The organism is Vibrio sp. 9-16B-A1, assembly GCF_056726165.1.
On record NZ_JBSDZD010000001.1, the window covers coordinates 678,876 to 693,202 of the forward strand.

Annotated in this window: 13 protein-coding genes; 6 read left to right on the forward strand and 7 right to left on the reverse strand. The window is 53.2% G+C overall.

The window, feature by feature from the left end:
- Nucleotides 1-56 precede the first annotated feature (56 nt).
- Nucleotides 57-2,390, reverse strand: coding sequence for a S8 family serine peptidase (locus tag ACVB80_RS03085; protein WP_481079788.1), 2,334 nt, complete (start codon nt 2,388-2,390; stop codon nt 57-59).
- Nucleotides 2,391-3,135: 745 nt separating this feature from the next.
- Between ACVB80_RS03085 and ACVB80_RS03090 the strand changes: the two genes are divergently transcribed.
- The 6 genes from ACVB80_RS03090 to ACVB80_RS03115 all read left to right on the forward strand — a co-directional run bounded on the left by ACVB80_RS03090 (nt 3,136) and on the right by ACVB80_RS03115 (nt 7,636).
- Entirely contained in the window at nt 3,136-4,140 is a 1,005-nt protein-coding gene (locus tag ACVB80_RS03090; RefSeq protein WP_481079789.1) for a LacI family DNA-binding transcriptional regulator, read from the forward strand.
- 238 nt (nt 4,141-4,378) lie between these two features.
- Nucleotides 4,379-4,705 (forward strand): PTS sugar transporter subunit IIB, encoded by a 327-nt coding sequence (locus tag ACVB80_RS03095; protein WP_481079790.1) that lies wholly within the window; start codon nt 4,379-4,381, stop codon nt 4,703-4,705.
- Between the two features lie 3 nt (nt 4,706-4,708).
- Nucleotides 4,709-6,043, forward strand: a complete 1,335-nt coding sequence (locus ACVB80_RS03100) for a PTS sugar transporter subunit IIC (RefSeq protein ID WP_481079791.1) — start codon at nt 4,709-4,711, stop codon at nt 6,041-6,043.
- On the forward strand, nt 6,040-6,402 hold the full coding sequence (locus ACVB80_RS03105) for a PTS lactose/cellobiose transporter subunit IIA (RefSeq protein ID WP_481079792.1): 363 nt from the start codon (nt 6,040-6,042) through the stop codon (nt 6,400-6,402). Before ACVB80_RS03100 ends, ACVB80_RS03105 begins: the two co-directional genes overlap by 4 nt.
- Nucleotides 6,383-7,264 carry a DUF7916 family protein gene (locus ACVB80_RS03110; protein ID WP_481079793.1) on the forward strand — a complete coding sequence of 294 codons (882 nt, stop codon included), beginning with the start codon at nt 6,383-6,385 and terminating at the stop codon, nt 7,262-7,264. Before ACVB80_RS03105 ends, ACVB80_RS03110 begins: the two co-directional genes overlap by 20 nt.
- 186 nt (nt 7,265-7,450) lie before the next feature.
- Nucleotides 7,451-7,636, forward strand: coding sequence for a hypothetical protein (locus ACVB80_RS03115; RefSeq protein WP_481079794.1), 186 nt, complete (start codon nt 7,451-7,453; stop codon nt 7,634-7,636).
- An 88-nt stretch (nt 7,637-7,724) separates the two neighbouring features.
- Here the strand turns inward: ACVB80_RS03115 and ACVB80_RS03120 are convergent, their stop codons facing one another.
- From ACVB80_RS03120 to ACVB80_RS03145, 6 genes are read right to left on the reverse strand one after another with little or no spacing between them, the layout of a single operon-like run.
- Nucleotides 7,725-8,492: a substrate-binding periplasmic protein gene (locus tag ACVB80_RS03120; RefSeq protein ID WP_481079795.1), complete on the reverse strand. Its 768-nt coding sequence runs from the start codon at nt 8,490-8,492 to the stop codon at nt 7,725-7,727.
- A 55-nt stretch (nt 8,493-8,547) separates the two neighbouring features.
- Entirely contained in the window at nt 8,548-9,237 is a 690-nt protein-coding gene (locus ACVB80_RS03125) for an ABC transporter ATP-binding protein (protein ID WP_481079796.1), read from the reverse strand.
- 22 nt (nt 9,238-9,259) lie between these two features.
- Nucleotides 9,260-10,543, reverse strand: a complete 1,284-nt coding sequence (locus ACVB80_RS03130; protein ID WP_481079797.1) for an ABC transporter permease — start codon at nt 10,541-10,543, stop codon at nt 9,260-9,262.
- A 2-nt stretch (nt 10,544-10,545) separates the two neighbouring features.
- Nucleotides 10,546-11,760 carry an ABC transporter permease gene (locus tag ACVB80_RS03135; RefSeq protein ID WP_481079798.1) on the reverse strand — a complete coding sequence of 405 codons (1,215 nt, stop codon included), beginning with the start codon at nt 11,758-11,760 and terminating at the stop codon, nt 10,546-10,548.
- The gene (locus tag ACVB80_RS03140) at nt 11,757-13,025 is read right to left on the reverse strand and encodes a TolC family protein (protein WP_481079799.1); all 1,269 of its coding nucleotides are present in this window, start codon (nt 13,023-13,025) and stop codon (nt 11,757-11,759) included. Before ACVB80_RS03140 ends, ACVB80_RS03135 begins: the two co-directional genes overlap by 4 nt.
- Entirely contained in the window at nt 13,018-14,148 is a 1,131-nt protein-coding gene (locus ACVB80_RS03145; protein ID WP_481079800.1) for an efflux RND transporter periplasmic adaptor subunit, read from the reverse strand. The genes ACVB80_RS03140 and ACVB80_RS03145 overlap by 8 nt, the downstream gene beginning before the upstream one ends.
- Nucleotides 14,149-14,327: the final 179 nt, after the last annotated feature.

Consider the following 14,327-nt stretch of genomic DNA (forward strand, 5'->3'; position numbering starts at 1 on the left):
AAATCAAAGGGCCGGCATTTCGCACCGGCCCTTTTTATTAGCGAAGAATCTCCTCCCTATTTCTTCCGCAACTCGACCACATTACTGTAGTCGGATACTTCACCGTCTTTGTAAGCCTGTACCCGGTAACTCCAGTTACCTGTTGCCAGACCACTGGTGTCGTAGCTGAATGTGGTAATGTCTGCGCCAACCACACCAATCCGGCTGTACTGAACTCTGCCTTTCACTTTCAGGCCGCTTTCAATGTAGAAGCCGAGCTCATCAGATGAATTATCAGTCCAGTTCAGGGTGACAATATTGCCACTCTGGGTACCGGTCAGGTTGGTTGGTGCCGCAAGGGTACCAGGATCCGGATCCGGGTCAGGCGAGGTGGTATCCACTGTGACTTTAATAGTCTCAGACACGGCTTCGTTCACTGCATTGACTGCTTTCACCCGGTAGCTGTATTCACCGGTTTCCGGCACGGTATCCACATAACTGGTGGTATTGGCACCAAGAGTCACAACTTCTGCAAAGCGTACTCTGCCGCGGTATTTCACGCCGCGTTCAACCACAAAGTTGTCCTCATTAGCGCTGTTATCCTGCCAGGTCAGGGTGACATCCAGTCCATCAACCACACCCGCCAGTCCGGATGGCGCATTAAGTACAAACGGATCCACCACGGTCACATCAACGCTGGTGCTGTTCATGCCACCGGCATTATCGGTAACAGTCAGGGTAACGGTATAGTCCCCTGCAACCGGATAGGCATAGTTCACATCCGCACCGGAATCGCTCTGACCATTGCCAAAGTCCCAGTCATAATCTGTGATGGTGCCGTCCGCATCGGTGGAGTTTGAGCCACTGAAGTAGATGGTTTCACCGATGTCATAGCTGACCGCAGGATTGCCAATCTCAATCACGGCCACCGGCAGTTCATTGGTCACCTGAACTGTAGTGGTATCCGTATTTGTCAGACCATCATTGTCGGTTACTGTCAGGCTGACCTGGTAACTGCCCGCCGCACCGTAAGTATGGCTGAGCTGAACCAGCCCGGAAGTGGTACCGTCACCCAGATCCCAGGCGTATGACACGATAGTGCCATCAGAATCAGAAGATCCACCCGCATCAAAGGTCACCGCGGTACCAAACGGTACAGAGTTACTGCTCACATCAATCTGAGCCACAGGAGCGACGTAGTTACCCAGGTTCAGGGCGTAATCAACCGCGGCCTGAGCGTTCACCAGACCATGGCCGAACACGTTATCATCCCCCACCGCGCCAATATCAACGGCAGTAGAGAACAGCCCGGTTTCGATTTCAGCAGGCGTGATATTTGGGTTCGCCGCTACCATCAGCGCCGCAATACCCGCAGTCAGAGGTGATGAAAACGAAGTGCCGCTGTAGTAGACATAGCTGTTGTCCGGATAAGTGGTGAGAATGCTCACGCCAGGTGCGGTCACATCCACATAGGTACCCCAGCTTGAGAAGCTGGCTTTATCATCGTTCTGGTCGGTTGCACCTACACCAACAAAGCTGGTGTAATCAGGATAAGTCGGATGTTCCTGTCCGCTGTTACCGGCCGACATAAACAACAGGCCATTACGGGCACGCAGATACTGAGCCGCCGCATCAATGGTGGAGTACTCAATACCGCCGTAACTCAGGTTTACTACCCGGGCACCGTTATCTGCAGCATACTCAATACAGACCGCCATGGTTGAGATATAGGCGGAGCTGTTCTGATCACTGATTGCGATCCGCACCGGAATAATATCCACATTCCAGTTTGCACCAGCAACACCGATGCCATTGTTACCTACGGCACCTAATGTACCCGCAGTACCGGTACCATGGCCGTTGGCATCATAGATATAAGTTGAACCGTCCTGAGCATTGTAAGCCAGGTCGGTACGAAGATTCGGCCCGAGATCCGGGTGATTAACATCAAAACCAGTATCACAAACCCCAACCAGTACCGAGCTGCTGCCGGTAGTAATATCCCACGCCTGCTGGCTGTTTACGTTGGTGTGGTGCCACTGGGAACCAAAGTGAGGATCATTTGGAGCCAGGGTTGGCTGGACGATGTAGTCCGGCTCTGCAAACTCAACATAGCCGCTGCTGCGGAGAATATTAGAGACAGCCAGCTCACGTCCCGGATGGTCAAACGTAGCAATGATGATCTGGCTGCCTTCCAGGGTACGCTCTGATACCAGCCCGTGACTTTTCAAAAGTGCATTCAGCCCTTTTAAGTCACTCGTTGAGGCATTAGCGTCGATCTTGTAGATCACCGTTGCGGGACGGAAGCCATCCCCCTCATCCGGTGCTGCGATAACTCCCGCTGCCAGTGGCAGCATGCACGCTACCAGTAACCACGTCAGTGGCGACTTCATCAGTTCAACCCGGCACATACTCTGTCTCCAGTCCATTTATAAACCCACTAATAATAGTTTGGTCAATAGAGTGCCGTATGTAAAATGCCTTCCCGTTAAACCCGGTCATAATGAGTCTTGCGCCTGACTCTCCCTCCCGGGCTTCTCAGAACCGATAAACAGCTGCAAACTCAAATGCTAACTGCGTTCTGAACCATATCCCCCTGTTTACTCCGCCTATATCCAGACGGGTAATCCATGCTTTACGTCATACCAACGCTGCTTTGTTGCTGAATTTTCAGTTTTTTCTCAGGCTGTTCATTTTATGAACTTTTTATGACAACCAGACCAGTTTCGACTTTCAGGCACTTTTTCGGGTAAATCCTGCCCGGTTCCATTTGTTGCATAGCGTACAGGGACAGACAACAACATCCACCGTATCGCGGGGCAAAGCCGGAATGTGGCCTGTCAGGTCAGCAAGGCAGGGGTCGCCTCAGCCAGGCAGACCAGGCGGCGGGAAGCCACCTGCAATATACCGGCTTTCGATTTCGCTCATAAACACTCAAATGACCGAATTCGAAACCGGCCAGAGCGCCCGGAATACCTCTGATTTCGTTTTCGAAAACATGTCATGTCCGATATCGCTCATCTGAGTCTGTACTTAAAGGGGGGAATAATGAACGTGACCAACATTAGCCATTGATAATATTTAACTTTTATTCATATTGCTTTCTGGTATGTTGAGAGGAAACAGCAGTCAGATCTGAATGAATTAGAGGTTTTAATGGCGACCATTTCCGATGTATCCCGTATGGCTGGCGTCTCCAAAGCGACAGTTTCACGGGTGATCAATGGCACGGGGCAGGTAAAAGAAAGCACTCGACAACTGGTTGAGTCAGTCATGCAAGAACTGAACTACAAACCCAGTTCTGTGGCACAGGCTCTGGCCACCCGCAGCGGTAACAGCATCGGTCTCGTTTTATCTGACTTTACCGGCGGTTATTTTGGTTTTCTGCTTAAACAAGCTTCCGTCAGCGCCGACCGTATGGGGAAGCAGCTGCTGATCGCTGACGGTCACAATCAGGCAGAGAGTGAACTTCACGCAGTGCACTCGCTGATCGAAAAAAAGTGCGATGTGGTTATTCTGTACAGCCGCATGCTGTCCGAAGAGCAGTTAATCGCTCTCAATCAGTCCACTGATGTGCCGGTTATAAACGTAGGACGCCACCTTCCGCCCTCAGCTGGATTTTCGGTTACCTTTGATCAACAGCATGCCGTGGAAATGGCCGTTGGCCACCTGATAGACCTTGGCCACAAACGCATTACCTATGTCGGCCCCTCTCCCCTGACCCCGACTTCTGTTTCAAGGCTCGAGGCTTTCAATGCCGTCATTGCTCACTATCAACCACAGTGTATTACAGGAAACCATGTTGCCTGTGATTTTGAATATGCTGACGGCTACGCGGCTGCACGGCAACTGCTGAGCTCAGGCTCACTCCCGCCTGCAATTCTGACAGCTTCAGATGATATTGCGATTGGCTGTATCAAAGCGTTCAATGAGCAGGGGATCAGTGTACCCGGTGATGTCTCTATCGTCAGTATTGATAATGACCCGTGCAGTGAATTCATCACCCCTTCCCTGACGACTGTTGATCTGCCTATTCAGGCAATTACTGAACGGGCTATGGAAGTAGCGCAGCTGCTGATCGAAGGAGAGCACGCCCCCGTCGCTGAGGTGATAAAAGGAACCCTGATACAAAGGGATTCAGCCAGACAAGCTGGCCGCTGACTGTTTACGGTTTCATATTGAGATCCGGTATGAAGCCTCTCTCACTCCACTCCTCTCTGAACCTGTACTTAATCGTCACTTAACCACACTACACCTCAGTCTTAAACGCTCAAAAAACAGACATAGGTTACATATTTCATATTCTTTCCCCTGCTTATATTCCGTTTAAGGTATAAATGTAACCGGTTACTGAAACCGGTTACATTTTGACAATGGAAGCAGTCAACGGAGAGACGAAATGAAAGTTTTTTTATGTTGTGCGGCCGGCATGTCCACCAGCATGCTCGTCACTAAGATGGAACAATCCGCAAAAGAAAAGGGGCTGGAATGTGAGATTTCAGCCCACTCGATAGCAGAATTTAACGACTGCCTGGCCTGGAGTGACGTGTGCCTTGTCGCCCCACAGGTCCGGTTTAAATACGAGGAATTCAAACAGGCAGCCAGCAAACAGGGAAAAGGGTGCGGGCTGATAGATATGATGAACTATGGCTTATTGAATGGTGAAGCAGTACTTGAGCAAGCGATAGCACTTTTTAATGCACACAGTACAACAATGGAGAGCTGACCCATGGGATTTTTCGATAAGGTACTTAGTTTCGTGGAAAACGTCGTCGCGCCGATGGCCGGGAAAATATCTGCCCAGCGCCACATCAACGCAATCAAAGACGGCTTTGTTTCCACCATGCCGTTTCTGATTGTCGGCTCACTGCTTCTGGTACTGGCTTTTCCCCCTTCAGAAGGAAACCTCTTCTTTGATGGCTGGCACGGCCTGATAAAAGCTATAGGCAAAGACAATATACTGGCACCGTTTTCACTGAGCATGGGGATTTTTGCCCTGTATGCGACCTTTGGGATCGCTTTCAGCCTTGCTGAAGCCTATAAGCTGCGCGCAATGAACACGGGTATGCTTGCTATGTTTGCCTTCCTGCTGGCCGTTGCCCCGATGGTCACTGTCGACATCGGCGGCGTATTGCCCGGCGCATTCCTTGGTGGTACCGGAGCCTTTACCGCTATCCTGTGCGGCCTGCTGGTACCGGAAATGCAGCGCCTGCTGATAAAATACAACATCCGTATCAAAATGCCGGATGCCGTTCCGCCCAAGATCTCCGCTTCCTTTGACCTGCTGATCCCGATTGTATTTATCTCCGTGATCATCATGTCCATAAACGTGTTCCTTGCCCAGTACGGCCTGAAAATTCCATCTGCCATCATGCAGCTCTTCCAGCCTCTTGTTCTGGCGTCAGACAGCTACATTGCCTGTCTGATCGCGGTGCTGGTCATTCAGGTTCTCTGGTTCAGTGGCATCCACGGCGGCTCGGTGGTTGGTGGCATAATCGGACCTATGCTGCTGATAAACCTGGGACTGAACCAGGATGCCCTGGCCGCAGGCGAACCTCTGCCAGCCATATTCATCAACCCTGTGATGGACTTCTTCATCTTTGTTGGGGGCGCAGGCGGAACCTGGGGACTGGTTGTACTGATGATGCGTTCAAAAGCCACCCAGCTCAAAACCATCGGTAAAATGTCGATTGTCCCCGGCACCTTCAACATCAATGAACCGGTGATCTTTGGCACCCCAATCGTTATGAACCCGATCTACTTCATTCCGTGGCTGCTGGCACCTGCAATCAACACATCAATTGTCTGGCTGGCATTTAAAACCGGGTTTGTTGCCAAAATCATAGCCATTCCGCCATGGACTATGCCAGCTCCTGTAGGCGCCATCATTGCCACCAATTCAGGAACAGCAGCCATCGTTGTGGCCAGCAGCGTTGTCGTCAGTGCTCTCATTTTCTATCCGTTCCTCAGAATCCATGAGAGACAACTGCTGGCAGAAGAAAATGCACTCAATGAAGCTGAAGTCACGGATGTTGATACTGCAACGGGAGAGCTGGCCCGATGATCACTGAAATCCAGACTCCTGAAGATATAACTGAAGAATTTCTGATGATGTTGCTGTGCCAGGTGGGGGAAGCCCGCTCTGCCTGCATGGAAGCGATAACTCTTGCCCGCCAGGATAAGTTCAGCAAAGCCGGAGAAAGCCTGCGTGCAGCCGATGAAGCACTGATTGCTGTTCACCAGTCACAGACATCGTTAATCGGCTTCGATGAAGGAAAAGGAAAAGTTCCGATGACCCTGATACTGACTCACATTCAGGATCACATCATGACCACCATGTTGTGCCGGGAACTGGCAGACGAACTGATTGCAATTCACAGAAAACTGGAAAAGGTAACCCAACATGAAAAAGCGTATCTTTGACTACACCAGCGCAGACTTTAAGGCGGCAACCCGCAGGCAGATAGTCGACAGCATCCGTCTTTCAGAAGGACGCACCCTGATGGTGGAAAATGTGGTCTCCCTGACTCCCCCGCTGGACGTGGTCTCCGGCGCGGAAATCGCAGCAGCCTTCGGCGCAGACATGATCACCCTGAACTGCCTGGATGTAATGAACCCTGCAATCCGGATTCTGTCGGATAATCCGGATGAGTGCCTGTCAGTCGCAGATATTAAAAAACAGACCGGGCGCCTGATCGGATGTAACCTGGAGCCGGTACCGGACAATGTCAAACACATTGATGCAGGACGAACGGTAACCCGGGAGAGCGTTGAGAGAGCTGCAGAGCTGGGGCTGGATTATGTGATGCTGACCGGCAACCCAGGGAACTGTGTCACCCAGGAAAGCATTCTTGATGCCATCTCACTGGTCCGCAGTGTTTCTCAGGATCTCATCGTAGTTGCAGGCAAAATGCACGCTGGCGGTGTGGGTAATGACTACAGCCTGAGTATCGTTCCTGCCTTTGCCGAAGCCGGTGCCGATATCATGATGTTCCCGGCTCCCTACACCACACCAGGTGTCACCCCTGCGCTGGCTCATGACATGATGTCAGCCGTACACAGTGCAGGGATGCTCGGTATGCTGGCCATCGGTACCTCTCAGGAAGGTGCTGACGAATCCTATATAGAACAGGTTGCCCTTGCAGCCAAAGCAGCAGGGGCAGATGTGGTACATATAGGGGACGGAGGCTACAGCGGCATTGCTCCACCGGAGAACATCATGAAGCTGGGGATCACCCTGCGCGGACGACGCCATCAATACAAACGTATGGCTAACCGCCGCTAAAAAACTCAAAACAAAAGCCAGCCTGATTTCCCCCCGGGCTGGCTTTACTCATTTCTCCGCCGGTCTCACAACTCCCATACGACTTTAGTCTGACCTTCATTAAAACTTGATTCAGATCATTTTTATTCCGGCCGGATGCGTGAGATTGTTAATCATGCGTTAACGGAGAAATCAGAGAGGTACTCAATGGAATTGAAACAAGACCCACGATGCTACACCGACGTATGCGTAAACGGTAAGTGGTTCCATCATGACCACGGAACGGAAACAGCCTATATGCTCAAAGGTGGCGCGTCACCCAGTGTTGACCTGGCCAGAATGCCAACCACGGAAAACGAACTGATCGATCTTATTAACCAGGCGCTGTATTAACTTTTTAACAACCCTTTTATCAGCGCATAATACAAACCGGCCTCAACAGGCCGGTTTTTCTTTGGGACAGAGCTTGTACCCGTCAGGGTCAGTTACCCGGCGACAGGTAATTCTCACGGATCGCCTCTAACCGGCCACTGGCCTTTATCTCTTCAAAACCTTTACTCAGTATCGAGCGCAGCTGATCTTCTTTCGGGGAGCCTTTGCCGTACATGACATTGAAGTGTTTCACCATCAGCGGCTCAGGGGAGTTAGTGATCATCATGCTGTGCGCCCGGGGGAACTGACTCAGCACGTAATAACCAACGTGGAACGACAGCGGAAAATAATCGATCCGGCCGCGCAGCAGCTTTTTGAAGTTCTGCTCATCGGTAGTCACCCACTCCACTTTGCCCGCCTTATCCAGCCGGTCAAAAAGCTCACCGTAGTAGTAACCGAGTGAGGCGCCGAACCGGTACGGAGACATTCCCTCTTCACTGATGGTGATCCCGGGCCGGCTGACCAGGTGAAACAGTACGGTTTCTGTTTTCAGTGGCATAGGGATAAAGCTGAGCGTTTTTTCCCGCTCTTCACTCGACACATACGGAAAAGTGATGTCGTATTCACCGGTTGCGACCAGCCGCTCAGCCCGGCTCCATGGATAGCAGGTGATCTCGGCCCCCACTCCCTGACTTTTCAGTGCCGAGACTACTATCTCAGTGGCCATATTGGCCGGGATCTCACCGGAGGCTTTATTGCTGCACAGGGTAAATGGCGGGTAATCCCCTATCGCAATCTTTACGGTTTGCAGCTTCTCTTCGCCAAAAACGCTTGAGCTCAGTACTGCCAGACTGAGCAGGGTTATCAGTCGCAACATAGCCTTTCCTTTTTAATTGTTGGCTATATGCAAGTATAGACATGCAGCCTGAAATTTAAGGTGCCCGGTCAGAAATTACTTTGCCATCTTTTATGGTGATCACCCGCCGGGTACGCGCGGCCAGTGCGTTATCGTGGGTCACGATGATCAGCGTCCTGCCCTCTGCATGAAGCTGGTTAAACAGGGCTTCGATCTCCGCACCGGATTTGGAATCCAGCGCCCCGGTCGGTTCGTCCGCCAGAATGATCTGCGGGTCATTGACCAGAGCGCGGGCAATCGCGACCCGCTGCTTCTGACCGCCGGAAAGCTGGTTGGGTTTATGGTCGAGACGATCCCCCAGGCCGACCTGCTCAAGCAGCGCCGCGGCACGTCTGCGACGCTCTTTGGCTTTTACCCCGGAATAAACCAGCGGCAGCGCGACGTTATCCAGCGCGGTAGCGTATTCAAGCAGGTTAAAGCTCTGGAAGACAAAACCGATTTTCTGATTGCGGATCGCCGCCAGCGCATTAGGCGTCATGGAGGATACGTCCCTGGCATCGAGGTGATACTCACCGTGGGTCGGTTTATCCAGACAACCCAGCATGTTCATCAGGGTCGACTTACCCGAGCCGGACGGGCCGAGGATAGAGAGGTATTCCCCTTTGGATATACAAAGGTCTACCCCGTCCAGCGCCCGGACCTCAGTCTCACCACTGGCGTAGTATTTACAGATGTTCTCTAACTGAACCAAAGGCTTCTCTGACACCTTAACCGTCCTTCTTTTCAAATCATTCACTTTGCAGCGCCTCCAGTGGCGTCACGCCCGCCGCCCGGTTAGCAGGCAGCCAGGCCGCCGCAACACCAATCACCACCAGGGTCGCGATCACTATGGCCACCACCACCAGAGAGAGCTCCGGTACCGGTTTGCCCAGCTCCTCGTAAAGCCCGTTACCCTCCAGGTTAACCGAGCCAATCAGACTCACCAGGCCATAAGTCACCGCCAGCCCCAGCAGGCCACCGAGCATCATGGTCATCATGGACTGAACCAGGTAGTGAAGCCGGATCGCCATGGGCGTTGCCCCGACGGCCATCCTGACCCCAATATCCCGGGTCGAACGTTTCACGGTAGCGTACATAACATTGGCGATCCCCACCCCGGCCACCGCCAGGGTGACAAAGCCAATTATGCCAAGAAAGCTCTGCAGGCCGACCAGAAACTGCTGCATACTCTTTTGTCTGAGGAACATATCCTGGACCTGCACCACCTGCTTGTCTGAGACAGCGGCGCCGTGCTTACGGGCGATGATCTGACGCAGCATCTCCGCCAGTTTCACCCTGTCCACGTCCGCCTCGGGCTGAATATTGATTGCCCCGATATCCCCGTTCTGAAAAAAGCGCTTCCAGGTCGCCAGCGGCACAAAGCTGGAGTAATTAATCGGGCTGCCCTGCTCTATCCGGGCGCCATTTTTGGCCAGCACCCCCACCACGGTAAACTCCTCAGCGCCTATCTTTACCTTTTTGCCGACCGGATCGGCCTTCAGTTCAACCGGTCCAAACCAGCTGAAATCCTCCTGAGCATTGAACAGATCAGCGGCCACCGCGTAACCGAGTACGATTACTTTGCGTTTCTCTTTCTGGTCCAGCGGGTTAAACCAGCGGCTGCCGGGCAGAAGCTTAAGCCCGGTCATCGCATTGAACTCTGGTGTCACCGCCAGCGGTTTACGCCAGGTAAAGCGGTCCTTCACCGACAGGCTCTCGTTCCACTCCACCGTCGGGAGTGCAGCTTTAACGCCGGGCAGCGCCGCAAGGGCCTGGCTGTCTTCCACTTTGAGTTTCAGAAACTGTCCCTGATGAAAGACCCCGTTATCCACCGTCGCCATTCCGCCGGTCAGGTAAATCAGGTTACCGTTGCCGTTCTGGGCGGTTCTGATCACTCCCTGGCGGATCCCTTCACCCACTGCCAGCATGGCCGCGATACAGAGCGTCGCCCAGGCCACTGCCAGGATGGTCAGGCCAAGGCGCAGTTTCTCTGCCGCCATCTCCTGAAAAATCTGTCTGATTGGTAGCAACATGGTTATACCCTCGCGCTCAGTGCAATAACCGGCGTCAGGCGGGATGCCCTGCGCGCGGGAAAATAGGAAGCCATCAGCGCCAGTACCGCGGTCACCAGCAGCGAGAGTGCCACAGAGCTGAGAGTAATAACCGGCACCCCAATCCAGTCTGGCAGGGCCAGCTGACCAAGCAGGGCGACCAGCCCGTATGACGCCAGAAGCCCGGACGCGGTACCGAGTGATACCAGCACCAGCCCTTCAGCCAGAAACTGACCCAGAATCGCTCCCGGCGTTGCACCGATAGCCAGCCGCACACCGATCTCCCGGGTACGCTCTGTCACCGACAGGAACATAATATTGGCCACGCCCAGCGCACCTACCGCCATGGTCATCGCGCCGCTGGCACCGAGGAAAGTCTGAATGCCACGCAATATGCCGTTAATCATGGCTGCACCGTCACTTAAGTCCGGCAGCTCAATCGCATCCCGGTCAGTCGGGTCAAAGTGCATCTGGCGGGCAAAAAAGTGCAGTATGCTCTGCCTGAGCTGAGGGCCATTTACGCCATCAGCCGGTTTCACCAGCATCATATTCGGCTTACCCTGCCAGATATCACGATAAGTGGTTTTGGGGATCAGGACTTTTCGGCTGTCACCAAAGAAGCTCATGTTGTCTTCATCGCTGAGCAGGCCGATCACGTAAAACGGGATACCGTTCACTTTCACACTGTCGCCAACCGCGATCCCCCCCATCTGCGCCACTTCAGCACCAAGAATGGCCACCCGGGTATGGCTGGCGATATCACTTGGTGAGATGTTACGTGAGCCCGGCTGAAACCTCAGCAGCGCCAGTGAAAAATAAGCATCATCAATACCGGCGACAAACGAGGTCAGCGACTGGCCTTTAATATTGGTCACCGAGGCATCCCACTTCTCATACACCAGAGCCATCGCCTTGACAAAACCGGACTGAGCCAGCAGCTGCGCTTTATCCTCCGGGATCTGCAAAACCCGGCGTGCGGGCAAGCCTTTCCACGGCTTACCGGTCTGAGAGGGAAACACCATCTGAGTATCACTGACCAGCATGGCAAACGACTCGCTCTGGCGCTGATAAAATCCCTCGCCCAGCGCCACCAGCACCACGATAGATAACACGCCCCATGCAACGGCGATCACCGCCAGGGCGCTCTTCATCCGGTGTGCGGTCAGGGTCTGCCAGGTCTGGATTAAAACCGGACTCATGCTCCCAGTGCTCCGGAGATAAGCTTAATGGTGTCATCATCGAGCTTACCTGCGGTCTGTAGCAGGCCGATACGCTGACGCCAGTAGTTATACAGATTCGCCTGCAGGCTGTTACGGGCGCTGAAAAGCAGGTTGTGGGCATCAATCACATCAGAAGCTTCCGACATACCCGCGTTGTACAGAGTCTGTTTACTTTTCAGTACCCGCTCACGGTAGTCCACCAGCTCTCTGGCCATCAGGACCTGTTGCCAGTTAATACCGACCTGGGAGTAGCGCTGCTGCACCTGCTTCTGAATCTCAATTTCAACCTTGCGCAGTTCCTGCTGCGCATTGCGGATCTTAAGGGAAGCTTCATCCACCTTAGCCTGTGTGGAACCATTGAGGTCGATCGGCACGCTAAGAACCAGCCCGGCGTTAAACTCACCTTCGTTCATGTTACTGCCGTCGCTGTAGCCGAGGCTGCCTTTTACCGTCGGGTAGTAACCGCCTTTGGCTGCGTCTTTCGCATATTCACTGACTTTTACCCTCTGGATGGCTGCCAAAAGCTCCGGACTGTTATCTTTGGCCAGCTTCAGCCAGGCCTGCTGAGAGTCCACCAGCATTGCGGGCTCGTTCAGATTGTCGGTACGGATCTGATCGACCTGGTCCGGTAACTGGTTAATAAGCGCGGCCAGCTCTGATCGTTTCTCTTCCAGTCTGGACTGAGCCTGTAAAATTCCGCTCTTTTCTGACAACTGGTTGACGCGCATATCTTCCACGTCGATGGATTTCACTTTGCCGGCTTTATAGCGCTTTTCGGTGATCGTCAGCAGCTTATCACCCTCTTCGAGTTTGCTCTGGGCCAGTGCCAGGTCACCCTGTGCGCTGGCAAGGTCCAGATACGCAGAGATAAGCCGCCGGGCCAGCTCGTTATGAGCCTTTGACATCTCCAGCTGAGCGACAACCAGACCTGCCTCGGCCTGATCCAGCCCGGACCAGAGGCGGCTGTCCCAGATGGTCTGATTAAGGTCGGCGCCATAGCTGTTGCCGGTACCGGATTTATCACTCCATGTGGCACCAGCACGGGCGCCAAGAGATGGCAACAGCTCACTGCGGCTGGACACAATACCGTTTTGCCCCAGCTCAACACCAATCTGAGCCTGTTCCCAGGCCGGATCATACTGTTTGGCCGCCAGCCATGCCTGCTCAATCGAGATCGCCTGCGCCGGAAAACTCAGCGCGGCAACCACAGCGCAACCCAGCACACTCAGCATTTTGTTAGCCATGGAGCGCTCCCATCATGCTGTTGTCGATGATCTCTGCATCCGCTTCAATGCCCTCAAGTACCTCAACATTAATACCGTCAGAAAGGCCGAGTTTCACCGGCTGGGTGTGAAAGCCCTGTTCCGACTGATCCGGAATAAGCACCATCGGGGTCTCACCTTCAAACTTCAGCGCCCGCTCCGGCAGGGTCAGTACATTCTCTGATTTTTTCAGCGTAATTTGTGCGGTAGAAGAGAAACCCGAACGCAGATGAACATCTTCCGGGATCACCAGTTCACCCACTTCGACTTCAAAGCCGTTGTCAAAGCTCCTGGAGCCGGCATCTGTCGGCGAGTTAAGAATTTCAGACTGAATCGCAACCTTGGTCAGCACGCCCTGAATTTCGGTTTCAGGATAAGGGGCAACGGTGAGAATCACCGGCATTCCCGGGCTCAGCTGCGCCGCATCATGTTCGCTGACGCTGCCTTTGAAAATCATGGCTTTCATATCGGCCAGCGACATCATCTCCGTCGCCGCCTGACTTGATTCGGTGGAGATAATTGGTTCACCGACTTCAACTTTGCGATTCAGTACCGTGCCGTCGATAGGCGCATAGATGGTTGACGTCAGGCGGGCGTCACCGATAGAGGCTTCACCACTGCGGATCAGCTCCAGATTCTGACGCTTTTGCAGCACCTCAGCGTCAGCGGATTTCACCAGCGAGCGGGCACTGACATATTCATCGTAATTTGACGGAATGATCTCCTGCTTAACCAGACTCTCAAGGTTCGCCAGCTTCTGTCTGGCTGACTCAAGATCCGCTTCAGCACGCATCAGCGCTGTAGAAGCATCGGTCAGGGCCTGCGGCGTCGGATTAGGCCGGACTTTGATCAGCGGCTGGCCCTGCTTTACTTTCTCGCCGACATTGGCGTAGATCTCCCCAACGATGCCGTTGATCTGAGACTTAATCGACACCGAATGTGCCGGTACCATCTTGCCCACCGCGACCGCTCTCTTCTCGATCGTGCCCTGCTCAACGGCCAGGGTTGGAAAAGCGGCCGGTTCACTCTCCGGGCTAAAGTAAAAATACGCGCCACCACCGACAAGTGCTGCGGCAACAGCGGACAGGACCCAACGCTTGGTCATACATCACTTCCGTTTCTTTAAAATTTCATGGTCATCTGACTGGGTGATGATTATAAAGTTCCGAAGATAAAAAACAGTGTCCAAATCTCAGTTGGTCTGTAATGGTTTGTATGGATTTGTATACAAATAGGAGCATATCGTTGCAATAACACAGGTTATGCCAGAGGTAACCACATCAT